This window comes from Bacillota bacterium (assembly GCA_009711825.1).
Lineage (GTDB): Bacteria > Bacillota > Proteinivoracia > UBA4975 > VEMY01 > VEMY01.
Window position 1 is genome coordinate 45,931 of sequence record VEMY01000021.1, and the last position, 23,912, is coordinate 69,842.

Below are 23,912 nucleotides of genomic sequence, written 5' to 3' on the forward strand. Positions count from 1 at the left end.
CCTCCTTATCCGGCTGCCTGCATCCGAGTGATGATTCCGCCGCGAACATCCACCGTCCAATAGCCACCTTGCAGGTTGCGTAAAAATACAGCCGATGTGTTTGTTACCCCTTGATAACTCCCATACCTAAACCCGCCGTCGGCCTGAACATATGAGTTAAACAGCCCTGCGCCTCGTCCTCGAATCATGCTGTTCGCGTCGATTGAATAGCCTGGATAAGCACTTCGTCCGAGTCCAATTCCACTATTAAACTCAACGGACCTATCCGGATGATGAATCTCCGTCCATCCCCCCGATGAATACATACGTATTTGACCCGGGTTGTTGGGGTCGTCTCCATGGTAAAGATACATATATGAACCGCCACTCCCCCACTCGGATGCGTGTAGCATCACATAACGCCTACCGGTTGTCCGGACGACCCGTAGGGATGCGGCCATGTCCGTCTCATTCCAATAAGGCAGTATTATGCTCCGGTTGCTGTTCAGCTCCATGTCTCCGACCGCTAGGTCTCCGGCAAATTGCACATCTCCGCTGCCTGGCCAAAACCGAATAGTGGGGGATGCTGTTCCCTCTCTCATAAAGATATAGTCCGACCTGTCCAGTCGCATATTCAGGGAACCTTCTCCGTTAAGGTAGCCGATGTTGTCGATACTATTCCCAGACATATCCAGTCGTCCGCGGATTTCTACGTTTTGGTTGTCTAAAACTCTTAGTGCGACCGACCCGCCACCATAAAGGATAGTCTGTCCTGGGTTAGTTGTGTCGTCCGGACCATAGATATTGACTCCTCCGCTGTCCGGACTTACGCCGGAACCAGCGTTCCCTTTTAACATCAAGACTTGGCGGTTGGCTGTATTGAGTGTCCGGATTTCTGCTCGTTCGGCTGAACCAAAGTAGGGGAACCGTATAGCTCCTCGCTCCCACATCAGTAGGCCCGAGGGGTTGAACTCCGTGACAGCCACCCCTTCCCCGTCATACATGGTTAAAAACGGGAGGTCTCCATCATCGCCCATGTGAAGATGCGCGCCCTGGGTGTCGCCAGCCCAAAGCTGGTCAAACATCCCATTCATCCCGGCAATTGTTAGCCCATAAATAACCGGACTGTAAATTTCCCGCCCATTGATAAACGAACCGCCAGGCAAGTCGCCATCAGCCAGAGAATTCAATAAAGCCTGGGCACTGCTGAACGCTGCTCCAGCTTCTTGCTCAGCGAAGTCCTTTGCAGACTGTTCCGCGTTAGCTATCTGCCCAGTAATATATGGACCGGCGCTTCCTACTTGAATCCAGTCAGCATGAATACCTGTAACCGCCAGCGTTTTGGCAACCATCCCTCCGCCTACAGTCACACCATACTGCCAAGATGGATTCCCACCTTGCCAGCCTTGATCAGTCCAAGCGAAGCCATCTGCGGAATACTTCCAGATGTTCTGGCTGTTCTCCAGCTCTGCTACGTCATGGATATATTTGATAGCTGCGCCGCTCTCCTGGGGGACTATAGTCTCGTAATAGCCTAGAGAGTTAGCCATGAGTTGGTTGAGCTGCAGGGTTGTTTGTTCTACTGCAGACGCCTGGCGCTCCGCTTCCACATGAGCGACTGTCTGAAGAACACGCTTTTGGCTACTAGTGAAAGGGGCACCGGTAGCGTAGCCCCGAACTGTCTCTGTCTCGCCTTTGCCGTCTATTTGGCTGTTGCCATTGAGAGTATAGGTATGGTTCGTGATGACGCTGCTTAGTTCGTCGCCATCGGCATCAATGAGTTTGGTAATAACGTCGCCCGGCCAAAGATGCGGGTATCCCAACACTGAGAAAGAGTAGGGCCGGTATTTGAACCCGCCTATCTTGTTATACAGGGCCGATAGAATGGCTTCGTAGTTCTCTTGAAGCAACGGGTTATCCTCAATAACCAGCGCATAATCGTCGGTGCCGGCGACATAGTCAATATCTTCTTCATCACCCTCCGCCGGAGCCCGGTAAACTATACCGGTTATCTCAACATCCTCTTCGGCCAACTCATAATCGAACCGGTCTTCCGGCCCAATCTCCAGATCATCACTTTGGTTATCGCCATACCAGCTGAGCTGCAGACGGCCCAGGTGATCTATCCAGGCGTTACACCCAGCCAGCTCAGCCACCCAGCTGACAATATGGTGGTAGGTGAAGTCATCGCCCTCAGGCTTTTGAGTTACAACGTAATCATCATTGTCAAAGCTCTGGGTGTAGAGCGTGACATTGCACCGGGCGCAGGCGTCCACCAGGATCTGCTGCAAAGTGGCAGGGAAGGGCAGTGTGGAGTTGTATGGCCGGTTGAAGCGGGCCATATCATCCAGTGCCCTGATTTGCATTGTGGTCAGCTTCCCCGGGCGCTCATCTACCGTAAATATACCGGTCTGGAGAGGTTCCCCCCCGATGTCTAGGACAACAGTTAGCCTGGCGCCCTCCCAGCGGATGCTGTTCCATTGGCCGTCCTGGTTGTCCAGAGTAAACTTTAGCTCAGAGGTGTAGGCGCAACCTATCTCTAAGCTGTCACTACTTGTCCAGCCACGCTCAATGGATAGAGAGTTTTGAATCAGGTCTCCGGTCTCGATTATCACCTGGCTACCCTCGGTCGGGTCAACGGTGATTGTAACACCAAGCGCACCAACGTTTTCTAGATGCTCTCTTTGGCTACTGCTTAAGTTCTGCATGGTATCACCTTCTTTACGGGTTAGGGGGTAGCTTGAATGACACCGAAAACGATTTTCTCCCAGGCTGCTTCTTTGAGATTGTAAAGCGGGCTGTTCCTGTCTCCAACATAGAAATGACGGGTTTGCCAAAGGCCTGACCTTGCGTCCAGGTATTCTATGAGTAGGTATTCCGGGTAGAATGCCTGAAGAATCGCGGCAGCTTCAGCAGGCGAGACCATCACCCATTCAAGATCCAGCCTCGCAATGGAACCGATGCGTTTCTTAGCCTGTTTACCCGTCTCAGTCCGGCCAGCGTCCGGCGCCGACAAATCGGCTTCTGACCACTCGTATTTGTTTGGCTGTAGAAACTCAGTGACAGCAGGTCCAGTGGCGTTCCCACGGAAGTTAGCAGGGGTGATGCTACGAATCGGCTTATATTGCTCGCTCAAAGCTTACACCCCCACCATTACGGTCTTACCCGCCTTTATGTTGCGGCGTTTGGCTTCGTCCACGATAAACTCAAACAGCTTCTTGCCATCTACGTACAACGGGAAAATCCAAGTGCCGCCGCCATCTTCTGCACCGCCGCCGCCGGAGGCCTTGGCTTCGTCAATCTTCTGAGCTAAGATTTCTGCCCAGCCGGAATCGCGTTCAAGCGGGATTACAACTTCTTCCTGGTTGGTCTCGCCGATTGCAGCGATAGTCGGCCCTGTAACATGGGCGCCGTCAGCCAGGGCAGGTATTTTTGGGATGTTTAGTGAGAGGGTAGGTATTTTTACTCCCGGAATCTTGTTCAGCCCCTTAATCAGGACATTAAACGGAGCGAGCACGCCCTTCATAAGCAAGTTAAGACCACCGGTAACAATGTTGATCAAGCCCGTGAAGGCGTTTACGATTCCTTTCAGGACATTGACTAAAACCTTACCAAAGCCAATAAAAAAGTTTCTGAAGCCTTCAGATTTGTTCCATAAAACAATAAACCCGGCAACTAGAAGCGCAATCGCGGCGACAACTAGTCCTATGGGGTTTGCGCTAAGCGCTGCATTCCAAAGCCATTGCGCGGCTGTAAGGATTTTGATGGTTGCGTACGCGCTCAGCAGTATGGCAACCAATGAGCCTACAACTACCACGTTATCTGACATCCAACCTCCGATGACGGACAGCACAATGGCCAAATCATTAAGCACTTCGAGTATTACTCCGCCAGTCCAAGAAGCAATAGGTCCAAGAAAATTTTTTAGGAACCATGCCCCACCAATCATGAAACCTTCAACCAGCGGACTTAGAAAATCCAAAGCTCCTGCCAGTAAGTTTAAAAAAACAGGCGCAGCGTTATTGATAGTCCATGCGCCAAAAGGCACCAGGACATTATCAAAAAGCCACAGGGCGCCGGCACCGATGTTTTCACCCAAAGGGGTGAGAGAGGTTTTTAGGTTTGCCCAGGATTCCTTGATGTTCGTGAAATCAAAAAGCCCCGTAAAGTATTTGAGGGACTTCTCAAGCTTGCCGGTATTTACCTCCGGAGCGTCCATCTCAGGCAGTTCAGGCATGGGGATGGAGTCAAAGGGAGAGGGGCCAAACAAGCCCGCTCCGGCAGACACTGCACCAGCACCTGTGTCGGGCGTGCCGACAATGTTCAGTTCATCGAAACCTGCCAGCCCTTTCAGGGCTTTCTGCTGTTTCTCCATCGCCTTGGTTGTATCATCTATTGCATCCCCTAAGGCCACCTGGCCCGATGCAGCATTCGCAGTGGCTGGTACTATATTACCGGCCAAATCCAAACCTAAAAGGTTAGCCAAGGCCCTAAAGGCAGCGGTCGCAGCATGCACAATACGTCCTAAGGCGTTTATCACAGGCTGCAGCCCTGCGGTTACCAACATGCCCGCGTAGCTGGTCATGTCTCTAAACGCTTGCCCAAGTCTCGGCAAGCTCATGCCGGCAATATGGGTCACGCTGTCTCCGTACTGACTCTGGGCCTGTTCTAAGATTGCAAGCGTCCGGATCTGCTGTTGCTGCTGATACGTTAGTTGGTTCCAGCTCTTATCGCCGGCAATCTTTCTAAAGGCATTCGTTGTCTGGAGCATCGCCACATTTGCATAGATTCCGAGAGATTCAATGGCCTGGGTATTACCAAGGATCCCTGAACGAATACGTTCCCCGACATCTTCCATGGTGCGTCCTGTCTTGGATGCCACAACTGCAGTTGCCTCCATCATGGCGATAGTCACCTTGGCATTTTCGTTTGTATCCCGGGTCATGGATTTGAACAGGTTACCATAGGTCATGGCATATTCATAAGCCGTTGATTCGGCCATACCAAAGGAGCGAGATGTGTTGCTGGCCCAGTGTTCCACATACTTGACAGAGTCCAGGAACAGCTCATTGGTGCGCTGCACAGCGTTTCTCATGCCCCGATAGGTGTTCATGAGCGAGACAAGGCCGGCGACACCAACGGAAATACCGGCCAAGCCTGCAGCTGTTTTCACTAGTCGGGAAAGACCACCATTCAGACGGGAGATGCCACCTTGTGCCTGTTTTAATCCGCGGTTGAGTTGTGTAGTATCCGCGGAGAATTTTACGCTGACATCTTTAAGTGCCACCGTGCCGCCTCCTTTCAGCAGCCTTCGCGGCCGCCTCAAATTTTTCTTTGCTAACCTTAGGCGCTTTCACTGACTCTTTGTCCTTAAGGTAGTTATTAAGCTTGCGGAGCTTTCCATTAAAGGCCGCGCCCGCGAAGGCGCCGGTCTGCCATGCAGTGGCAACCCGTTCCCGTTCTGCAGCATTTTGTTTTCGATTGTAAGCCTTTATGCAGTGGTTGAATTCCCACAATTCAAGCTCCCATAATTCTGCAGGCATGATGCCAATAAAGAAAGCATCCTCTACCAGCTGGGTCCAGTTTATTCCTCGTCCAGCTCCACAATCGGGAGCCCCAGCAGCTCCCTGAGCTCGTTTTTTTTCGCATCGGGGATCTCGGTTTTTTGTATTTGGCGTTCCATTTCCTCAGGTGTGCCGCTGAACATGAGGTGAGCAATGAGTTCGCCAACTGCCATTTGCAGTCTGGCAACTCCCCACACTTCTTCTAGATCCCTACAGAAATCGCGGTAGCCATCTTTATCGCCAGGATACTTGCCCGCAGCTACTGCCAAGAGCTTCATAAGCTCCTCAGTTGTGGCTGTGTCCAGGTTGCTAAACATTTGGTTCAGGGACAGGTTGAATACCCGTTCAATCTTTTTAGCAATACCAAGGTTGGTTTTTAGTTCGTGGCTGTTGTCGCCAATTGCAATAATCATCTTCTAAACCTCCACAGGCAGAGTAAGTTCTGCGTCACCAGTGCCGGTTAAACTGATAGAAATATCTGCCTTACCATCAGCGTCATCACTGATACTTAACGATTCAATGTAGGCTGTTCCTGATAAGAACAACTCCGACGTAATATAAAAATACGCCTCCACGGGTGTGCCGTTGTTATATGCGTCAAGCAGCTTCTTTTGGCCGCTGTCATCGGCAAAATCAGCACTGCCGTCAGCAGAGGCAGACCATGATTTTAGGCCAGGTTTATTCTCCGCAGACGTTTGACCAAAATGTCTGGCCTCGACCATGGTTTTGGTCAGCTCCACACTCCAAGTGCTCATGCTAGCGATATCCTCGATATCGCCAGTGCCTTCTTTTATGGCAACTTTGCCTGTAACTCCTGTATACCATGCCATTGCTAGTACCTCCTAACAGTAAAGTTCACCGTATATTCACGGCGTTTTTTCTCGTCCTGACCGATGTCCAGAATAGGGGTGCTCTGGGTTGAGCTTATGACATCATCTGAATATCGGCCTAGAATAGCAGCAACCGCCTCTGCCTTGGCATAAGCGGATGCAGAATCGATGTCGCGGCACCTGGCCTGGACACCATGAGTTATATGCATACCGCCGAAGTAATGTACCGGCGGCGTTGGTTCATACTCAAACAGGGCTATGCACCCATCCGGGGCATCTGGCAAGACACCCAAGACAACATCCGGCATTCCGAGCACCGCGAAAACATGATCTAAAATGTTCATCGCAGTATATCCGTCACAATCCGCTGTACGCGCCTGATGTAGCGGGGCAGACGCTGCTCAAACGGCTGTTCCAGGTATTTAGCTTGCCCGCCCGCAACCATGTTGATCGTTCTGCCGGCATTTTTGCCGGTCATGATTTTGTGGCCGTCTGTGCGATCATGGCGAAGAGTTAAATCTTCATGCTGGCGTAAAGCATAGGGGAGGGAGTAGCTAACCTCTCCCTGAATGTGTAAGCCTGGACTAGGGTAGCCGCCAGCCGGCTGTTGGTCTTTAAAAACAGTAGCTCTCTGCACCTGCCCATGGCAATTGTTCCGCAAATCCCCGGATTCGATAGGGGCCGCCTTGGCGCTGGCCGCGGATAAATCTAGAATACACTCTGTAACAGCCTTAGCCGTTTCATGAGGGCTACGGGCCAGAGCTTTTTTTATCTGCCTGTCCAACTCTTTGCTATGCATCTCCACCTTGATAAATCCCGGTTTAGCCATCAGACCACCGCCTTAAAGCCCATGATTCTGCCGCCCAACATCGCCCATTCCTCCACCAGCTGAACCAGACGCCCGTCTAAGAGATCCCCCGGGACAACAGCATCCCGGACATAATAAACATAGTCAGCTTTAATAACCTGCTTGTCCGGAGTGCGGATCTCCTGGGTTTTTACTTGGCACCGGCAGGAGATACTAACAGGGGGGCCGTATACCGGTTCCCCCCGGTTATTCGTGTCAGTTTGAGGCTTATGGATTGCCGTAGCTGTTAAATAGCCGGTCAGCATGTAGCATACCCCCCGGACAAGTAGGAAGAGAGTAGAGCCTTTGTCTTAGGGCAGAGGAGGGCAGATTTGCGGGCACCTGTGCTTTCGTAGCTTTCGGATAGATCGCCCAGGCTAAAGCCAGTAACGCCCTGATCCTGCAGCTCTTGCCGCTTCGAGGTCTCCGCCTGCGTATCATCATCACTCATCCAGAGGGCCAGTTCAATCTGAGCTGCCAGGACTTTCTTAGGCGGCTCCAGTAGCTGCCCATATTGAAAGGGGAGACGAGGGAAGGCCAGCTCCTGGTCTCGTATAGCCTTCCGTCCCTGAAAAGGTAGCTGCTCCATTTCAGCGCATGCATTTAGGAGCAAGACTTCCTTATCCGCCTCATCTAAGGCAACCCATCGTTGCCGGTCTTTGCTATTACTCCGGTAATGGCCGGTGACATACTCGTCTGCCTGAGCTACAGTAACATAACTATTCTTCCCCTGCTCCAACGTCATTGGGTTTTTCCTCCTTCACAGGCTCAGACTTCTTTTCATCTGAAGCCTTCTTGCCGGCCCGCTTTCTGTACGGCTCCCAGGCTGTCGAGCGTTTAAAGGTTTCTGCCGCTATTGGGTCAACGGGGTTCACAATGGTTCCGGTGTGCTTATGCTGGTATTTCATTAGCCCTCGCCGCCTCCCTCAGCTACGATCTTGAAGAGTAGGTCAGGAGTGAGCGCCTTCACACCGTAGTTGTAGAACAACTGGACAGCGTAGTCGTTAGACAGCTGGATTTTCTCGGGGTCAGTGTACGGATAGGTGACCACGGGCAGCGCAACGGCGCCCCGGGCCATGGCAATGGCTTGCACATCCGCGGGCAGGTAGATGCTGCTGTAGACCCTGACGCCGTGGAACATGGCAAACTCTTCGGCAGCCGTATCCACATTAGATGCGGGTAGGCTGTCCAGGGAAGTCCGCAATTCTCCGTAGAAGGCGGGGGAGGCAATGATGCTGATTAGGTTACGCGGAACGCCAGTAACGTAATCATTTTTGACAGTTTCAAGCGTCTGAATCAACGCCTCAACCCTGGCCGCAATTGTGCTGCCGGCCGGCTCAGCGGCGGTTGCAGCAGCAGCGGCGGCGGTGAAGAATGCAGTTTCCAAATCAGTGGTCGTGGTGTCGATGTGATTAGCTGCCCTGCGGGCCATAATAGAGGTGACGCCGAAGGTATCCAGGTCAAACTTTGCAACCTCTTCAACGATCTCTTTTTTCTGGTCCAGGTTTACAGTGACGGGCGGCGCAGTGATTGCATCGCCTTTGCCGGCAGTCCGCGCAGTACCGTAGTTTTTCGCCTGTGCGTTGACGAATCTGCGGAACTCCACAGAGCCGGTTGCAGGGTTACCGCGATACAAATCGCTTTTAAGGAACCCAGACAGAGTCTCCTTACGGACTCCGTCAATGACTATGCCGTAGATTTCGGCCAGATCAGCCTTTGTATCTACAGCTTGCAGCAGGGAAATAGCCTTGGTTCTTGCCAATTAAATCATCTCCTAAAATGAAATTACTCCCTTCGGGAGCGGGTTTGAAGTTGTTTGCTCACCAGGTGCAGGGTTTCCCCCGGCGCCCGGGACATCTGTCTTAGGCTCAACGAAAGCCCATTTTTCCTTTTCCTTCAGTTCTTTCAGCTGGTCATCCACTCCTATCAGGTTCTCACCATCCAGACTGATTTTGGATTGATCCAGCAGCGCCTTGACAGCCTTGGTGTTGATGGCACCCTCTTTCAATAACCGGTTCTCCAGCTGATAGTCAAGCTGAGCGGCTTTCAACTTAGCGTCAAAATCTGCTTGAGCGTCTGTATTGGCCTTTTGAAGCTTTGCGATTTCAGCCTTTAGGTTTTCATTATCGCCAGCAGACTTTTTCAGGGTTTCCAACTGGGTGTCACGATCCTTAAGTTGGCCCTCAAGATTCTTTTTGGCGGTTTCAAGAGATGTAAACTTCTCTTTGCCAATATAGTCGCCACTGGCCAAGTTGGCGAGTTTTACTTTGTCATTGCCTTTAAGCTTTTCGGTAACCTTGTTATACAGCTCTTCGCCAAGATGTTCTTTTAAGAAATCCATGATGCTCCTTTCCTGTCCCGTAGATTTAGTTTAATCGCCGGTCTACTCCGGCCGCGGGACCTTGCATTTTAAGCCCGGCAAGGTAGGGCAATTTAGGTAACAAAAATAAGCCTTTTACCGTCATGCTTAGGACGATTATTCAGATTCAAAGGTTACGTTAATTTCCTCGAACAGCTCCTGTCGCACCTCCTTGGGAATCTTATCGTTGGTAAGCACTTTGCCCAACAGCTCCAAAAGCCGTTGGAAATGCCAAGTGTCTTTCATGGATACATTGACACTCAATCCCCGTAATCCTTGTTTATCCTCCACATCTTCACCTCCTGGCATAAAAATAGCGCTTAGCGAAAGCTCACTTAGCGCCTAATCATCAGGTTGTTTGTGTTTTTGCTCCAACTCTGCGTCGTAGTCTTCTATTCTCTTTATGAAACCATCAAAAGTTTCTCCTGGACGGGGCCCCTCATCCGCCAAGTCGTTGATAAAGTGAGGTTTTTTGTTTGTCATGGCAATTCCCTCCTATAACGCCAACCAAAATGATTGCATAACTCCTCAATGATTTTATGCGATCGCTCCTTCCAGGGAGTAACCCCGCTATGCTTAGGACCTATTGAGGCATACTGATAATTTACCTCACGGTAGCGTACCCGTCGACCGCTGCCCACTGCAGCACTATATATTGTGCCATCATGAGCCTGCACTCCCATAAATTTTATTGATGGAAAGACATTGAGAACCTCTAGGTCACTACCAGAAAAACTAGAGCTACCTGGATGGTTATGCACAAATATTATACTATTTTTCGGAGAATTCTGCAATGCGTCCACATCAATGGCAGCACTATTCGACGTCCCGCCTATAGCAAATAGGTTATCCCCGGTTTTGATATTAATCGCGATTGCTTTTTCATTTCCTGTGCCTAAACCATGCTTGAGTGCTTCCTCATGTGCACGCATCAGATAGTGGATTTCAAGCATATCGGCATCTGGGTATATTTTAGCCAGGCTGTCTTTAGATATTACAATGCCATTAAGTTCAACACGATCATATTTTGGGTTGGCCGCTCTATATGTTTTTTCAAGGCGCTCCCAGTTTGCACCTGCTGTGTTTTTCATTCGCCGAAACGCAACATAACCCTTCGGGGCATGGTCACCTAGACGAGCTTTATACCGCTCATATTGATATAGGTCTTGCCTGGCCTGGCGATGCTGCGCCTGCTGGTTTTTATAGAGCTCCACCTCCTGGCGGCTCCGGGTATCCTTCATTGGTTGGTTACTCTTGACGGTAGCCGCCTCAAGCTCTTCTGGTGTTTGCAGGCTCTCAATGAACGGCACGATGACATGCCGGCAATTAGGGTGAACATTGTGGTAGCCACTACTAAAAGCAACGGAAAGGGGAGGGAAGCGAGGGTCATCGCCGCTAATACTATATACCCTCCCTTGAAGAGGGGCACAGATTTCACAGGTGGGGTAATGGGTGGACATCTCAACCAGATCGTAGCCATTTTCTATAAGCTGGTTCTCTCGAGCGATGTTCCCGGCTTCACGGGTTGTAGACCGAGCGACCATGTTAGCGTAAACATCCAGAGGCACCTGATAAGCCCCCGGCCCCTGACCATACTGGACTGTCATAAAGCCTTCGGCCTGCAGTTTCTCAATCAGCCGGTTCTTCATGTCTATGGTGGTAGCGCCGGCCGCAACCTTTTCGCCACTGGTCAGTAGCCCGGACGCCCGTAGGGCCTCATCTCGAGCAGTATCAACATAACGCATTACCTGGCGCCCAACTTGAGCAAGTCCCTGGTCGACGTGATATTGCATTTCCCTGGCGATGCCGTAGACTGCATCAGTGTGAATATCGGCCCACATTTCTGGCCTGTTCATCAGGAGATTGTTTCGAGTAAAATAGCTATAGATATCTTTAAGGCCTTGCTCGTACTCCCGGGGGATGCCGGTATCTACAAACTTAGAAGACGCCCGCTTTAGAAGCTCTAACTCCCGGTTAAGGTGCTGCAAGACAGTGTTGGAATAGGTCTTGGTACCTACACCAGGATAGTTGACTATGGTATCGAAAAGCCGGTCCCTGGCCGTTAGATAAAGTTTAGCCAGGTTATCCAGCTCTTTTTGTGTCAGCCTATTCATCGCCTGCCCCGGGGCCATCCCCGGACGTCCCTGCGTTTTGATCAACAACGCCAAGGGGGAACGGACTGGAGGCCGCCTGTTCTTGGCGCATTTGCTCCAGTTCTGCCTCAACCTCTTCATCGGTAAGGCCACGACGCTTGAGGGCGCTATACTGGCTCATTATTGCTTTGCCGCCAGTTGCGGTAGTCAGGGTGTTGACTTCTTCCACCTCATCATCAGGCAGACCATCATTCCAAGTTATACTCAGTGTATCGTAGTCCACTGAGATGCCGTTAACTTTGGCCAGGAGGGCAACAACCTGCTTTACTGCTGCCGCATTTATAGCCGTCAGCCGGGCAGCCTTAATTCTAGGCGATACCATCCGCAACTTAAGGGCAGTACCGCTTGAAGCCTCACCCCCGCCACCACCCTCAGCAAAAGCCTGGCCCATCTCGGTTAGGGTATAAAGCTGCTGAAATAGCAAGTCAAGCTCTTTAAAATTCGCCTCTAAGTTACCGTCCCAGGTAATATAAGAGACGTCTGGATCATCTGTCTTGTTGCGCTGAAAATAGTTGCCGAGGTTCAGAAAATACATGCCTGTGCGCTCATCATACTCTAAAGCGGATGAGGGTCCGGACATAGACGGTTCAGAGTGCTTGTCCAGGATCGTATCTGCGCAATGAAGCCGCCACATAATTTTGGCGACAATACTGTTAATGATCGCGTAATCATCAATGCCATATATGTCTCCGCTGTGGGTGACATTGGTCAGCACCTGGACGGCGAAGTCATCAAGGTTCGTCCGTTCTACCTTCTGGCTTTTAAGTTTCCCGATTTCACCGTTATCCGCCCTGTAACCATAGATCCGCTGCTCTATCTTTCCTTTCTCGTGGACCTCAACGTAAAGCTCTGTCATGTTACCATCTTTGTCTGGAGTAATCGGATAGGCAATGACATGCTGAATTATAGTTTTGAGGTCACTTGGGTCTACGATAGGAAACCAGTAAAGAGGAGAGACTTGGGTTAGCCGCTTACCAATCAACTTGAATACTCCGTTACCGTAGCGGCTGACATCTATAAAGCCTTCATACAGCCTTGTATGCCACTGCAGCTGGTCAAGCAATCTCTCCAGCTTGTCAGTATCATCCTCGGTCTCCAGGGTAGGCGGTTCGCCACAAATAAAATCAGCAGTCTTCTTGCTTAAGAGTTGCTGATAGTTTATGACAGTTTCTGCCTGGTGGTCGTTTTTCTTGTGTCTTCGGGCCAGTTCCCGAAACACATCTTCCCAGACCTTAGGATGTTGAGACAAAAAAAGCTGCTCATGCAGCCGATAACGTTCTATGCGCTTCTTTTCGCTGGGTGGGGGATATGTTGCCCCCTCGTTCAACCAATTCAAGTTAGTAAGCATAATAATCCCCCTAATGTTTGACATTAACCCACTGGCCGCCAGGCCGGCGTACCAGCTCCAGCCCATAGCGCATGGCGTCTATGTTGTGGTCAAAGGTATCTATAGGCTTATTGATGTATTCGCCTGTCTTTTTGTCTTTCTGCCAAGTATAGTTCTCCAACTCCTCAATTAAACCGGTGCAACGTTCGTCAACAATAAGTTCATGCCGCAAAATGAAATCTATGCCGTGCATGACGCTGTCTTTACCCTTGGCTGCTGGCCGCAATCGCCAAAGGCCCATACTCCTGAGCTCATCAACACTCTTTGGCTCTGCGCTATCGGCAACAATAGTCTCTTTAGCAAGACCAAGGTCACATATCGTCTGGTATATTTGCTCATTTGTCATACCCTTGCGACTGTAATCCCCAGTCACGAAGATTTTGTTCCCAGAAGCGTCATAACGGCCCCAGGTTAGCGCGGTAGGGTCATTGGTATACCCAAAGTCCAGGCCTGTCCACAACGGCAAATTAGCGACTTCTGAGGGACTTATTAGGCGCTTTGTGAATACCGGGAACACGAGTTTATCCAGCGTTGCAAACTCACCTAAAGCATAAATGCGGTAGTAAGCCGGAGAGGTGTTTTTTAGGTGTTCCAGCTCCTGAACGTAAGCGGGGGGGAGGTGAAGGTTATCATGGTAGGCGCTATGCGCTATTACTGTGTCAGGCTGCTCCTGCTCAAAGAAGTATTTAAAAACCCAGTTAGCTTTGCTGACCGGGTTAAACATCAGGTGAATTTGGTTGTGCGGCCGCTTGGAGCGAAGCCGTAGGTTCAACTGGGTGAAGTCATCCTGGGTGAGCTCCGTTGCTTCCTCAATGACAATATCGTCAACCCCGGTAATGGACTTGATTTTCTCCCTATCATCTAGGCCCTTAAAAATGAACTGGCTGCCATTTACCAGGGTAATGGTCATGTCTGTCTTGTTTACCGCCCGGACTACAGGCCGAATATTGCTCAGCTGGTCCAGAAACAGCGTCCAGATGCTTTCCCGAATAGTAGTGCCAACTTTTCGGACCACCAGGATACGGCGCCTAAGTCGGCATGCCTTGAGAATCGTCTTCTGGGTGACAAAGTGGGACTTCCCGCTGCCGGCACCTCCATATTCGACGTTGATTCTGTGGCTGTAGTCAAAAAGTCTGGAGCGGAAAGAGGGGTTGATCGCTCGATCTATCCCGGTAAGTTTAATCGCCATCAGGATCCCCACCAAAGTCGAGAACTATATCAGTGGTGATATCCAGTTTATCATTAAACATACCTAGGTGACGGCCAAGAAGCTCCAGAGCTTTCAGCTTATCAGCTATTTTAACCTCAATGCCGTTGGCGCCTTCCTTAATCGCAATGATAGCAGCTCGCATATCTGCAGGGATATCACGGGTGGATTTGATTTTTACCCGGTGACCATCTACCTCCGCATAGTTGATTATATCGCTAAAGGCCATTCTCGCGATTTCGTTAATTACTTTGTCCTGAGATATTTCAATTCGCTTCTCGCGGGCCTTCATGCGCTGCCGAAGGTATTCCTGCACATGTGGTTTCTTCAGGAGCCTGGTGGCGTTCACAGCGGCGGTGGCCTCGTTTTTGACGCTTGTATATACTTGCATGTATGCCCTGGTCTGATGCATCTCTGGATCAGCCAGGAGGGCGTCAACAAACTGTTTCTGTTTTTCTGAAATTCGGGCCATGATCACCACCTCACTTTGGGAAAAAGAAAAAGAGCCTTATGGCTCATAAACCTCGTGGACGCCTAAAAGTGCCGGAGTTTTTGGCCTGCAGTTGGTCAATTAATCGAGCGAATTCGGGCCCCTCTAGTTGTTTAAGGATTCTTTTGTTGTTCAGTTCAATAGCTTCTGCAATCAATTCAGGTGTTAGTTCCGCCTGCCTTAACACGGCTAAAAGTTCTGATTTGGGCAGTCCAATGTTCAGCAAGTAAATCTCCCCCTTTAATATTTATTTCGACATGTGAGGAGGGAACACCTGCTATTTACAGAACATTAATGCAAAAGGGGGTGAGAGGCCATGAACTGGATTCCAGTAAGCTCTTCTAACTTAGCTGCTGTGGCTTATGACGTTTCAACTCAGACCTTATATATACATTTCCACAGTAGCGGAACGTATGCTTACTACGATGTACCGCAGAGTGTCTACCATGGATTGATGAATGCAGCATCACACGGCGAATATCATGCCGCATTCATCAAAAATAGTTACCGATACCGCAAACTCTAATCTTGGTTGATTAAAATAACGGCTGGCCCCTGGAAGATTTGCTCAGAGGTTTCAGTCGTTATTTTAGCTTCTTGGTATGGTTCTAAGGTGATAGCTTGGACTCCAAGGCGGTTGATAAGCTCATTTGTTAACTCCTTCGTGCTCACTTGTTTTAACATGGATATCCCCCTTTCGCCGTATACTTTATATTATCCTGTAGTAAGGTTTATATTATCTGCAGCCCCGCCATGGTACGCATTGCTAGGAGGCGCGGCGGGGCCTGATCATCAACGGGCAATAGAAAACGCCCAGCGTCGACGCCAGGCGTCTCTATGCCATATAACAAGGAGGAGGAGGCGGATAGCTGGCCAACTATCCACGCTATCATAATAACACATCAAAAGCGGACATTTTCGGACATCTTTTTCTCAGCCCAGCGATAGAGTCGTCGGGCATGGCGTTCAGAGTAATTCACTCGCCTGCTGATCTGCCGCCAAGGCAAGGCTTCTACTAACCGCATATGTACAATTGCCCTCTGCTTGGGTGGCAAGTTCTCGAGAATCGGTTCCACCCGGCGCAGCTTTTCCTCCAGAGATATTATTCGAGTCCGAAGCTCCCGCTCCAGCTCATCTAGCTTTGCCATCTTGGCCGCAAGTTTGTCGTGTTCTATCCAGCTGGCGCCAGGGCGAGTGGAGGGGAGGGGGGTCATACGTTCCATCGCACTGCGTAGCCTGGCAATCCGCTCCTGGAGGTTGTGAATTTTGATAGTGTCTACCCGGACGCTTTCTAGCAGGTGAAACATGATTACCCCTCCCAGTGTCAAATTCGCAAACGCCTGCGATTTTTGCTTACGGTCGCTCCCAATGGCTCTGCGCATCCAATGGAATCCACCGACCTTCACATTCGGGACATTGCCAGGACACTTGTTCAGGAGTCCAGGCTAAAATAACGTTGCAGAAGGGACATTCCGGGGTTTTCATTACCGAGGCTCCTGAATTTTTAGTTCGGTTACCGGCTGTCGAAGACCGAAGGTGGCATTGACGTAGTCAATAATATAGGCCACGGCGTCACGGTGATGGATTACTTTCCGGGGCTGTTCATCTTCAAGCATACGACGTAAATTCCAGTACAGCTGAGAAGACATTTGATAGATCATCGCCACAACTCAATCCCTTGGGTAACCAGTAGCCAGGCATACAAAGAAGTCAAGGCGATAGCGATAATCACAGACCATGCCGCCTGAGTTTTCAGTTTATTAGCCATTGTTAGCCTCCTGACAGGTTTTGCACTTTACGTAAAGGTGACAGTTTCGGCTATCTTCACATCCATTGCACGCAGGCTCAAGTGCCTCTGGCTCATTCGGAAATAGGGTGCATATAGGTTTTCCGTTTTTCAAATGGGCCATAAATTGGCAAGGCAGTCCGTTAGAAGTGAAAAAACAAAAGCGCCCCTCAGGTATAGAAACTTCAATTGCCCGCTTCATGTTTTCACCTCCCCGTAAGCCTGGATCACTCGTTTGACGTACCTGTGTTCGTCTGACCTATTCTCCTTAAGCCACTTCCGGGCACCACCACTCCCGCGATTGTAAGCAAGCAACCCTTTCTGGGTATCCCCACCGAATTCTGCAATACCTGTCCGCAGATAATAAGTGGCGAACTGTATGTTCATCTGCGCGTCTTGTAGTTGAGACGGCTCAAAGTCTGCATACCCCAAACGGCCCGCAATCCACCTGCCGGTACCAGGCATGACTTGCATCATGCCATATTCACCGCTACCACCCCTGACAACCGGCCGGCAATCGCTTTCAACTACCGCCACAGACAACAGCAGGTAGGGGTCTATGTCCGCAGCCACTGCCTGGGTAACGATTGCCCGGCTAATATCATCAGCCTGATCTGGACCCAAAGTGCTGTTAACCTCTCGGATGATATCCGCTATTTCGCTTATTAATCTTTGGAGCTCTTTGCGATCATAGGGCCCATATGCAACAACCTCTAAAGTTTCGGCAGCTTGAGTCAGCACGGATATTACAGCTGCTTGCTGCTCCTCATAGGCGGCTATTAGGCCACCCTGATCAGCTATAACTTGCTCCTGTGCATCAATGTGCTCTTGAAGCTCAACGGCATGGGCATAGAGCTTGTCCCCTTGTCGCTCAGCTTCAACCAGTGCCGATGCTAGAAAAACAACCACAAAACATACCAGGGTTACCCACAACCCGTTAAATAACTTTTCACGCATAATTCACCTCTCCAATCTATCGAGTCGGGCTTTGACTGCAGCTAACAACGCGTCTTGCCCGGCTGTTTTTGTGTCCAGTGCTAGCATCACCTGTTCATCCATAGTTCCCTCAGAAACCAGGTGATGGACTATAACGTTATGTTGCTGGCCCTGCCTATCCAACCTGGCATTGGCCTGTTGGTATAGTTCCAGGCTCCATGTTAGCCCAAACCAAATAATGGTGTGGCCTCCTGCCTGGAGGTTGAGGCCGTGGCCGGCAGAGGCTGGGTGGGCTAGTAGCAGCGGAATGTCACCAGCGTTCCAGGCATGTATTTCAGCTGCACTTTCCAGAGTCTTAGCCCCTGGGAAGCGCTGCTTTATTCTGTCTAAATCGTGCCGATAGTTATAAAACACTAGCACCGGTTTACCGTTAGCGGCTTCAATCAGATCGGCCAGGGCCTCCAATTTAACTTGGTGAATCTCCTGGACGCCGCCATGCTCATCATAAACAGCTCCGTTAGCCAACTGCAGCAGCTTGTTAGACAGGACTGCTGCAGTGTCGGCAACCACATCACCCTCAGCGAAGGGTAGCAGTAGTTTCCGCTCCAGCTGCTTGTACTGCTTGGCCGCTTTTTCCGACAGGTTGACCGGAACGACGTTGGTAATCCGCTCGGGCAACTCCAGCCAGTCTGCGGCCTTCATGCTGATACAGATATCAGCAATCTTGGCATGTATGGCCTCCTCAGCTCCAGCCTTTGGCTCCCAGTTGTAGATTATTCGTCTGGATCTATCCCCGCGTCCCGGTTCGAAGTATCTGCTTCGGTAACCTGTAACTGTTTTGCCTAGGCGTTCCCCTTGATCCAGCAGATAGACCTGGGCCCAGAGATCTATGAGACCGTTGGGGGCTGGAGTGCCGGTCAGACCCACAATCCGGTTAACTAAAGGGCGCACCTTCCGCAGTGCCCGGAAGCGTCGGGCCTTGGGAGACTTAAAGCTGGAGAGCTCGTCCACAACCACCATGTCAAAAGGCCAGTCTTTGCCATAATGGTTTACAAGCCATTCAACATTTTCCCGGTTGATTAGATAAATGTCTGCTGGGACACCCAAGGCGGCCAAACGTTGTTTCTGGCTGCCAATAACTCTTGATAGTCTTAGGTGTCGAAGATGCTCCCACTTGGCTGCTTCACTAGTCCAAACTGTCTCCGCTACCCGCAGGGGCGCAATCACCAGCACGCGGGCGACTTCGAACCGGTCATACATCAACTCCTGCACAGCGGTAAGTGTGGCAACAGTCTTGTCAACCGAGGCCCATATCAAGCAGGAGGCCAACAGCCGGATGATCCAGAATCATCTGGATTGCATGCTGCTGGTATACCCGTGGTATGAACTTCACTTCGAAACCACCTCCTCGATGTGCCCAACACATAAATCAATAGCATCAATCGAATCTATGAAATACACCGGATAGCCCATGGCGATTAGCATATTGATACGCTTCCGCTGGAGCTCCCGCAACTTTTTACCCGGTGCTTTTAACTCTGCAAAAAAAGTCCTATTGCCCGGAATAAGAATAATCCGATCTGGCATGCCCGCCATGCCCGGGGAGGTAAATTTAAACGCCCGCCATCCTCGACGCTCAATCTCTCTCTTGAACCGCCGTTCCAGTTTTTGTTCGCTCATGATCGCACCTCGCTCTCCTTCGCATGACAGTCAGCGCCAGGGGGTAGACGGGGATGACGGGTTCCGGGCGTACACCTCCTATATATGTACTTGTACTATTGTACTTCTGTACTAGTACTTCTTATTTTTTCTTTATATAAGGAAAAAGAGAATACCCGTCTACTCCGTCTACAGCCCTGATACAACAGGCTTCTTCCCGTCACGCTACTCGTCTACGACTCGTCTACAGCCGTCTACTTTTTGCAATTTGGTTTGTCATCTTTGCACGTCTTCCGCGTCTACTCCGTCCACCCAAGAACTGGCAAGTGTCAAAAACCCGTCTACCTCGTCCACCCCGTCTACGTCTACCCGTCTACCTTTTGACACCCGTCTACCTTAGTCGTCTACCCTAATCCATGAAATCCTCTGGTGCTGCTAGCTTAATTCCCCTCCATCTTCGCGGGGTCCCTTTTCTGTATTCGATGATTTCCGGATGAATAGCTTGAAGCCGTGCGTTGAATTTTGCCTGGTTTAGCGGATGGTTGCCCCACTGGAAGCACATGTTGCGATAGGCGTCATACAGCGCTTGTTTCGCAGTCATCCCTTCTGGGTCCAGCTCACAACATTCATCCAGAAAGCGGGCCACTGTGTCGCTGGCCTTGCGGTACTCCGATAGCGTCTTGGCGATGGTCCCGGATTCCGAAAACCCATCCTGCTTTTGAAGGCGCTGCAGGCCCTCCAAGGCCCGCAGCAGAAATCCCGACAACGCCTCTGGAGTAAATAGGCTTTGACGCAACTTTCGATTGTTGAATTTAACTGAGAAGGGGATAAAGAGGAGTCGGCGGTGAAATCCTTCGGTGTTGTCCTTGCTGATTGGCGGTTCATTAGCACTGAAAACAAGCTTTGCCCGGTTCTTAAAACTAAAGGATCCTTTGTATTTTTCCTCGGCTCGGATTAAGTCTCCGGATACCAGTTCTTTAAACCGGCTGGAGTTTTCCAGGACTTTGTCCGGGATATCGGAATGCATGTTAGCCATCTTGCCAAAGAGGTCAGCCGAGGCGAATTTGTTCTCCGTCAGATCTTGAAAAGACACCTGTGCCACGTTATTGGTTCCTAGAAGTTGGGACAACACTTCGATGAAAGTCCCCTTACCATTGCCGCCCTCACCATAAAGAAGGAGAGCTTTTTCATATTTCATCTCTGGGGTGAGACAGTAGCCGGCCATTTCATAAAGCACTGGAATTGCATCGGCCGGCGCCACCAGCTCCAGGAAAGTATCCATAACGGTAGTGTCTGCGTTAAGATCGTAATTGACCGGGAGTTGGACTATGGTCTTGCAGTCGGGGGTATGGGGCAAGAGTTCCATGGTCTCTAAATGAAGCAAACCGTTCTGGACGTTGAGCAAATTGCCGGTGTTGGTTGCCTTCTCCAAAGGAATTACCTCAACCGTGTTTTTGACATAGGCAAGTGTTTCACGCACCCGGGTAATGGAAAATTCAGTCCCCAGAATTGCCGTGCATTTTTCCTGGAATAGTCGCTCGCCTTTGGTGTAGACTCCGTTAGCATAGATATACAAATCATCATTAAGCAGCATTGCATGATGTTGCTGGAGGAACCACTCTCCCAGGTAGGCAGCAACGAATTTCTTTTCCTGAAAAAAGGCTTTAACAATAGGAACGTTCTGCTGGTTATTGGTATTAAACTCGCCGGACATAATCTCCTGACGCCGAGCATGTTCTGTATCCTGAACCTGCGGGTCTGTCTCGGCTAAAGTTAGCATTGCTTTAAATGAGTCTAGTTTCGTAATTGGGGTATCGGGTTTGGCATCTTCATCCCGGGTGCCAAATTTGTGTATCCGAACCAGGTCAAAGGCGTTGACTAGCTGGCCGCTGACGGGATCGGTGCCATGGTGGCTATAGGCGAATTTGCCGCCATCGTAGACCACCAACCCCCCTGCAGTACTCCCAGGGATATAGGTATAACGGCCATCAGCAGCAGGAGCGTATATATCGGGCAAGAAAGTCGCTATAGCATCTGCGATATCGTAAGTAAGGCAGAAGGCGCCAATCCAACCGTCTTTTTCATAAGGATCGCCCTGCTTATCAGCAAGCTTTTTTCGGGAATTTTGGGCTCTGGATGATTCAGGCCAACGAGACTGATCTTGCCAATCCTCGTATCGAGCCAAGATTTCGTCTGGGTTAAGCCAGGACTCATCAAGATACTCAAAGATAAATTCTCCATCGGAGGCAGTGGAGGGCCAGTACATTAACCTGTGTGGTTGATAGGTTGTATCGTCAAAGAAATCTATCCCTAAATCGGCTGCAACGCGTCGGGCGATAGCTTGGTATTCATCGGGCGTTACAGGCCGCTGGAGGGGCAGTACAAGCCTTAGACGGGGTTTCTCTGGGCAGTGCTTATGAGTGCTATACATCGCGCACGCGCACCCTAGGAGGGTTTCTACAGAGGCCCATAAATCGCCCTGGGCATAATCCGCATCGAGGGTGAGTACCTGCCGATTAATAACGCTATCAGCTTTGCGACGTCCGTTTTTTAGTTGGCCCCCAACAAAGCCTCCGACGTCTTTGATGTCGTCCTGCTCTGGCTTGGACAGCTGCAAATATTCAGCATAAGTTTCTCCTGTCCGGGATGTCTGACTTAATCTGTCAACTAGTTTGGACCAGGAGATATCTTTATTCTTCCAGTGGGTTTCTTTCCGATTACGGCCGGTTGCTATCCTTAGTTGGTCGTCGTGCTGTATGAACACTGCAGCACCTCCTAGTCTTTACGGTAATAATCACTTTCGAAACCTTCTGCGGCCAGCGGTAATTCCGGCGCCCAGGGCAAAGGCTTGCTTAGTATCTGCGCAAGTTCCAGGACAGATCCAGTGCCAATGGGTGCTTCTACAACTAGCTCATCATGCACATGTAACACTATTTCATAACCTGCGGCATCGACTTTCATAAGTGCCTCAGCCAGGCAATCTCGGGCAATAGCCTGTACTATGTTTTCTGTTAACTTGCCTCCGTACGTTTGGAGCCGCCCCCAACCGCCTGTATCTTGGCCCTCATAGGTGAGACAAGGTTTATTGAACTTAGGGTCATTCTCAATCCTGGGCCGAGCATAGGCCAAACTACGATTGGAGGGAAGTTTAACGAAAAGCATACCTGCAGAGCAAGTGAGCTCCAGCTGTCCTAAGTTAACTGTGCTTTGTTCTTGAACAGCTCGGACAGCAGCAGTTTCAACATCGCGCCAAAACTGCACTATGTTAGGATTTGATGCTCGCCAGCTACTAACCAGACCTGGCAACTCTGTTTCAGAAAGGCCCATGCTCAAAGCGCCCATCTTTATCAGGGCTCCAGTGCTACCTTGGTAGCCTAAGGCTAATTCTGCAACCTTACCTTTTTGTCGTAGCTCTTTGTTAACCTGAGCGAGGGGAATGCCAAACATCTGGGAGGCTGACGCTTCATAGATTTTCCCATGCCCCCGGAACACATCCAGACGCCACTGTTCCCGGGCTAACCAGGATAAGATACGGGCCTCAATTGCCGAGAAATCTATAACGAGAAACCTGCAGCCGTCTTTAGGTATAAGAGCTGTGCGGACTAGCTGGGCCAGCGTGTCAGGGATACTACCAAAGAGGAGTTCTAGCTCCTCAAAGCTACCCTTCTTAAGCATGTCCCGGGCCACCTCAATATCTTTTAGGTAGTTCCGTGGGAGGTTGTGCGGTTGAATTAACCGCCCTGCCCAACGGCCAGTCCTGCCGGCGCCGTAATAATGAAGAGTGCCCCGAATTCGGTCGTCCTGGCCGATGGTTCTCGCCATGGCCTGGTATTTTTTAATCGATGTCCGGGCTAGCTCCTGGCGCAGCTCTAACATTCTGGTAACGTTTGGATTGTCGGTGTCAGCAAGTATTTGAGCCACAGATTCTTTGGCTAGGCTGTCTGTATCAATGCCCTCAGTGTCTTTTAACCAGGTTTTTAGCTGGGCTACACTTTTAGGGTTGCTGATACCAGTCAGCCGCTTAGCTTCCTCAAGCAATTGCTTTTGATGCCGCTTATTGCAGACGGCTGCCTGTTTAATCAGTTTACGGTCCGCCTGGATCCCTCTGTCGTTGATATGCTGATCCAATTGCCACAGACTTTGTTCGTAACCTGACATAGGATAGCGCTGTAGCTTATCGCGGATAGCGCGTTCAACAATTACGTCTTGGACGCAATATTGACGGAATTGCCCCCAACGTTCAGGATCATGCTCGGGCAGGTTTCTTGGCCATAGATTGTTAGCCTGTTTAGTTTTTGCTGGAGTGCAAAAGTATCTAATGAGCGTGGGCCCTTTTTTATCCTTACGCTGTGCAATCTTCAGCGCTTCTGCCACCTGTCCCAGGCTGGCGGGCAGTCCAAGAGTTAAGGCGTGAGCTTGCGTGCATTGCCAATGCTCTGGAGGAAGGGTTCGGCTAAAGTGTTTTGCTAAGCATGCTCGTTCGAAAGCGGCATTAAATGCCGTTTTAACAACTTGGGGGTCAAATATGGCAGCTTGAATTTCCGTAGGTACTTTTTCACCCTGGGCTAAGTCAATTAACTGCACTGGTTGATTATCAAATGCATAGGCGAAGAGGAGGACCTGAAAGTCCTCGCTCTCCGCATAGCGATAAGCCCCACATTTATTCAGTTCTACGCTGGAGTAGGTCTCTATATCGATCGCCAGGGTTCTCATAA

27 protein-coding genes are annotated in these 23,912 nt (G+C 50.4%); 1 reads left to right on the plus strand and 26 read right to left on the minus strand.

Going from position 1 to position 23,912, the window contains the following annotated elements; all coding sequences use genetic code 11:
- Positions 1 to 5: 5 nt before the first annotated feature.
- The 18 genes from FH749_07815 to FH749_07900 form a co-directional block, all read right to left on the minus strand.
- Entirely contained in the window at positions 6 to 2,687 is a 2,682-nt protein-coding gene (locus FH749_07815) for a hypothetical protein (GenBank protein ID MTI95381.1), read from the minus strand.
- 20 nt (positions 2,688 to 2,707) lie between these two features.
- Positions 2,708 to 3,115, minus strand: a complete 408-nt coding sequence (locus FH749_07820) for a hypothetical protein (GenBank protein MTI95382.1) — start codon at positions 3,113 to 3,115, stop codon at positions 2,708 to 2,710.
- A 3-nt stretch (positions 3,116 to 3,118) separates the two neighbouring features.
- Entirely contained in the window at positions 3,119 to 5,266 is a 2,148-nt protein-coding gene (locus tag FH749_07825) for a hypothetical protein (GenBank protein ID MTI95383.1), read from the minus strand.
- Positions 5,256 to 5,495 (minus strand): hypothetical protein, encoded by a 240-nt coding sequence (locus FH749_07830; protein MTI95384.1) that lies wholly within the window; start codon positions 5,493 to 5,495, stop codon positions 5,256 to 5,258. Before FH749_07830 ends, FH749_07825 begins: the two co-directional genes overlap by 11 nt.
- A 68-nt stretch (positions 5,496 to 5,563) precedes the next feature.
- Positions 5,564 to 5,956, minus strand: a complete 393-nt coding sequence (locus FH749_07835) for a hypothetical protein (protein MTI95385.1) — start codon at positions 5,954 to 5,956, stop codon at positions 5,564 to 5,566.
- 3 nt (positions 5,957 to 5,959) lie between these two features.
- Positions 5,960 to 6,373, minus strand: a complete 414-nt coding sequence (locus FH749_07840) for a hypothetical protein (protein MTI95386.1) — start codon at positions 6,371 to 6,373, stop codon at positions 5,960 to 5,962.
- Between the two features lie 2 nt (positions 6,374 to 6,375).
- Positions 6,376 to 6,717, minus strand: coding sequence for a hypothetical protein (locus FH749_07845; protein ID MTI95387.1), 342 nt, complete (start codon positions 6,715 to 6,717; stop codon positions 6,376 to 6,378).
- Positions 6,714 to 7,202, minus strand: coding sequence for a hypothetical protein (locus FH749_07850; protein ID MTI95388.1), 489 nt, complete (start codon positions 7,200 to 7,202; stop codon positions 6,714 to 6,716). Before FH749_07850 ends, FH749_07845 begins: the two co-directional genes overlap by 4 nt.
- Entirely contained in the window at positions 7,202 to 7,486 is a 285-nt protein-coding gene (locus FH749_07855; protein MTI95389.1) for a hypothetical protein, read from the minus strand. Before FH749_07855 ends, FH749_07850 begins: the two co-directional genes overlap by 1 nt.
- Positions 7,480 to 7,965 carry a hypothetical protein gene (locus FH749_07860; protein ID MTI95390.1) on the minus strand — a complete coding sequence of 162 codons (486 nt, stop codon included), beginning with the start codon at positions 7,963 to 7,965 and terminating at the stop codon, positions 7,480 to 7,482. The genes FH749_07855 and FH749_07860 overlap by 7 nt, the downstream gene beginning before the upstream one ends.
- The gene (locus tag FH749_07865) at positions 7,940 to 8,128 is read right to left on the minus strand and encodes a hypothetical protein (protein ID MTI95391.1); all 189 of its coding nucleotides are present in this window, start codon (positions 8,126 to 8,128) and stop codon (positions 7,940 to 7,942) included. Before FH749_07865 ends, FH749_07860 begins: the two co-directional genes overlap by 26 nt.
- Complete coding sequence (locus FH749_07870) at positions 8,128 to 8,982, minus strand: hypothetical protein (GenBank protein ID MTI95392.1); 855 nt, start codon at positions 8,980 to 8,982, stop codon at positions 8,128 to 8,130. Before FH749_07870 ends, FH749_07865 begins: the two co-directional genes overlap by 1 nt.
- A 12-nt stretch (positions 8,983 to 8,994) precedes the next feature.
- Positions 8,995 to 9,561 (minus strand): hypothetical protein, encoded by a 567-nt coding sequence (locus tag FH749_07875; protein ID MTI95393.1) that lies wholly within the window; start codon positions 9,559 to 9,561, stop codon positions 8,995 to 8,997.
- A gap of 497 nt (positions 9,562 to 10,058) precedes the next feature.
- Positions 10,059 to 11,813: a hypothetical protein gene (locus FH749_07880; GenBank protein MTI95394.1), complete on the minus strand. Its 1,755-nt coding sequence runs from the start codon at positions 11,811 to 11,813 to the stop codon at positions 10,059 to 10,061.
- The gene (locus FH749_07885) at positions 11,686 to 13,146 is read right to left on the minus strand and encodes a phage portal protein (GenBank protein MTI95395.1); all 1,461 of its coding nucleotides are present in this window, start codon (positions 13,144 to 13,146) and stop codon (positions 11,686 to 11,688) included. The genes FH749_07880 and FH749_07885 overlap by 128 nt, the downstream gene beginning before the upstream one ends.
- A complete protein-coding gene (locus FH749_07890; GenBank protein MTI95396.1) occupies positions 13,091 to 14,308 on the minus strand; it encodes a PBSX family phage terminase large subunit in 1,218 nt (405 codons plus the stop codon). Before FH749_07890 ends, FH749_07885 begins: the two co-directional genes overlap by 56 nt.
- Entirely contained in the window at positions 14,298 to 14,798 is a 501-nt protein-coding gene (locus tag FH749_07895; GenBank protein ID MTI95397.1) for a terminase small subunit, read from the minus strand. Before FH749_07895 ends, FH749_07890 begins: the two co-directional genes overlap by 11 nt.
- A 43-nt stretch (positions 14,799 to 14,841) precedes the next feature.
- Positions 14,842 to 15,042, minus strand: coding sequence for a hypothetical protein (locus FH749_07900; protein MTI95398.1), 201 nt, complete (start codon positions 15,040 to 15,042; stop codon positions 14,842 to 14,844).
- Between the two features lie 90 nt (positions 15,043 to 15,132).
- Here FH749_07900 and FH749_07905 point away from each other — a divergent pair, with 90 nt between their 5' ends.
- A complete protein-coding gene (locus FH749_07905) occupies positions 15,133 to 15,342 on the plus strand; it encodes a KTSC domain-containing protein (GenBank protein ID MTI95399.1) in 210 nt (69 codons plus the stop codon).
- Here the strand turns inward: FH749_07905 and FH749_07910 are convergent.
- The 8 genes from FH749_07910 to FH749_07945 all read right to left on the minus strand — a co-directional run bounded on the left by FH749_07910 (position 15,339) and on the right by FH749_07945 (position 23,910).
- Complete coding sequence (locus tag FH749_07910) at positions 15,339 to 15,500, minus strand: BC1881 family protein (GenBank protein ID MTI95400.1); 162 nt, start codon at positions 15,498 to 15,500, stop codon at positions 15,339 to 15,341. The genes FH749_07905 and FH749_07910 overlap by 4 nt on opposite strands.
- Positions 15,501 to 15,718: 218 nt before the next feature.
- Positions 15,719 to 16,198 (minus strand): hypothetical protein, encoded by a 480-nt coding sequence (locus tag FH749_07915; GenBank protein MTI95401.1) that lies wholly within the window; start codon positions 16,196 to 16,198, stop codon positions 15,719 to 15,721.
- Positions 16,199 to 16,300: 102 nt separating this feature from the next.
- On the minus strand, positions 16,301 to 16,483 hold the full coding sequence (locus FH749_07920; GenBank protein ID MTI95402.1) for a hypothetical protein: 183 nt from the start codon (positions 16,481 to 16,483) through the stop codon (positions 16,301 to 16,303).
- Between the two features lie 317 nt (positions 16,484 to 16,800).
- On the minus strand, positions 16,801 to 17,559 hold the full coding sequence (locus tag FH749_07925; protein ID MTI95403.1) for a lytic transglycosylase domain-containing protein: 759 nt from the start codon (positions 17,557 to 17,559) through the stop codon (positions 16,801 to 16,803).
- A 3-nt stretch (positions 17,560 to 17,562) separates the two neighbouring features.
- A complete protein-coding gene (locus FH749_07930; GenBank protein ID MTI95404.1) occupies positions 17,563 to 18,798 on the minus strand; it encodes a DEAD/DEAH box helicase in 1,236 nt (411 codons plus the stop codon).
- A gap of 129 nt (positions 18,799 to 18,927) precedes the next feature.
- Positions 18,928 to 19,218, minus strand: a complete 291-nt coding sequence (locus FH749_07935; protein MTI95405.1) for a VRR-NUC domain-containing protein — start codon at positions 19,216 to 19,218, stop codon at positions 18,928 to 18,930.
- Between the two features lie 388 nt (positions 19,219 to 19,606).
- On the minus strand, positions 19,607 to 21,961 hold the full coding sequence (locus FH749_07940; protein MTI95406.1) for a hypothetical protein: 2,355 nt from the start codon (positions 21,959 to 21,961) through the stop codon (positions 19,607 to 19,609).
- Between the two features lie 11 nt (positions 21,962 to 21,972).
- Positions 21,973 to 23,910 (minus strand): hypothetical protein, encoded by a 1,938-nt coding sequence (locus tag FH749_07945; protein ID MTI95407.1) that lies wholly within the window; start codon positions 23,908 to 23,910, stop codon positions 21,973 to 21,975.
- Positions 23,911 to 23,912: the final 2 nt, after the last annotated feature.

Coding starts and splice junctions, on each gene's coding strand:
- FH749_07815 (MTI95381.1), bottom strand. CDS start 2,687: ATGCAGAACTTAAGCAGTAGCCAAAGAGAGCATCTAGAAAACGTTGGT.
- FH749_07835 (MTI95385.1), bottom strand. CDS start 5,956: ATGATTATTGCAATTGGCGACAACAGCCACGAACTAAAAACCAACCTT.
- FH749_07840 (MTI95386.1), bottom strand. CDS start 6,373: ATGGCATGGTATACAGGAGTTACAGGCAAAGTTGCCATAAAAGAAGGC.
- FH749_07845 (MTI95387.1), bottom strand. CDS start 6,717: ATGAACATTTTAGATCATGTTTTCGCGGTGCTCGGAATGCCGGATGTT.
- FH749_07850 (MTI95388.1), bottom strand. CDS start 7,202: ATGGCTAAACCGGGATTTATCAAGGTGGAGATGCATAGCAAAGAGTTG.
- FH749_07855 (MTI95389.1), bottom strand. CDS start 7,486: ATGCTGACCGGCTATTTAACAGCTACGGCAATCCATAAGCCTCAAACT.
- FH749_07860 (MTI95390.1), bottom strand. CDS start 7,965: ATGACGTTGGAGCAGGGGAAGAATAGTTATGTTACTGTAGCTCAGGCA.
- FH749_07865 (MTI95391.1), bottom strand. CDS start 8,128: ATGAAATACCAGCATAAGCACACCGGAACCATTGTGAACCCCGTTGAC.
- FH749_07875 (MTI95393.1), bottom strand. CDS start 9,561: ATGGATTTCTTAAAAGAACATCTTGGCGAAGAGCTGTATAACAAGGTT.
- FH749_07880 (MTI95394.1), bottom strand. CDS start 11,813: ATGAAGAGGTTGAGGCAGAACTGGAGCAAATGCGCCAAGAACAGGCGG.
- FH749_07885 (MTI95395.1), bottom strand. CDS start 13,146: ATGGGCTGGAGCTGGTACGCCGGCCTGGCGGCCAGTGGGTTAATGTCA.
- FH749_07890 (MTI95396.1), bottom strand. CDS start 14,308: ATGGCGATTAAACTTACCGGGATAGATCGAGCGATCAACCCCTCTTTC.
- FH749_07895 (MTI95397.1), bottom strand. CDS start 14,798: ATGGCCCGAATTTCAGAAAAACAGAAACAGTTTGTTGACGCCCTCCTG.
- FH749_07905 (MTI95399.1), top strand. CDS start 15,133: ATGAACTGGATTCCAGTAAGCTCTTCTAACTTAGCTGCTGTGGCTTAT.
- FH749_07910 (MTI95400.1), bottom strand. CDS start 15,500: ATGTTAAAACAAGTGAGCACGAAGGAGTTAACAAATGAGCTTATCAAC.
- FH749_07915 (MTI95401.1), bottom strand. CDS start 16,198: ATGCGCAGAGCCATTGGGAGCGACCGTAAGCAAAAATCGCAGGCGTTT.
- FH749_07925 (MTI95403.1), bottom strand. CDS start 17,559: ATGCGTGAAAAGTTATTTAACGGGTTGTGGGTAACCCTGGTATGTTTT.
- FH749_07930 (MTI95404.1), bottom strand. CDS start 18,798: ATGTATGACCGGTTCGAAGTCGCCCGCGTGCTGGTGATTGCGCCCCTG.
- FH749_07935 (MTI95405.1), bottom strand. CDS start 19,218: ATGAGCGAACAAAAACTGGAACGGCGGTTCAAGAGAGAGATTGAGCGT.
- FH749_07945 (MTI95407.1), bottom strand. CDS start 23,910: ATGAGAACCCTGGCGATCGATATAGAGACCTACTCCAGCGTAGAACTG.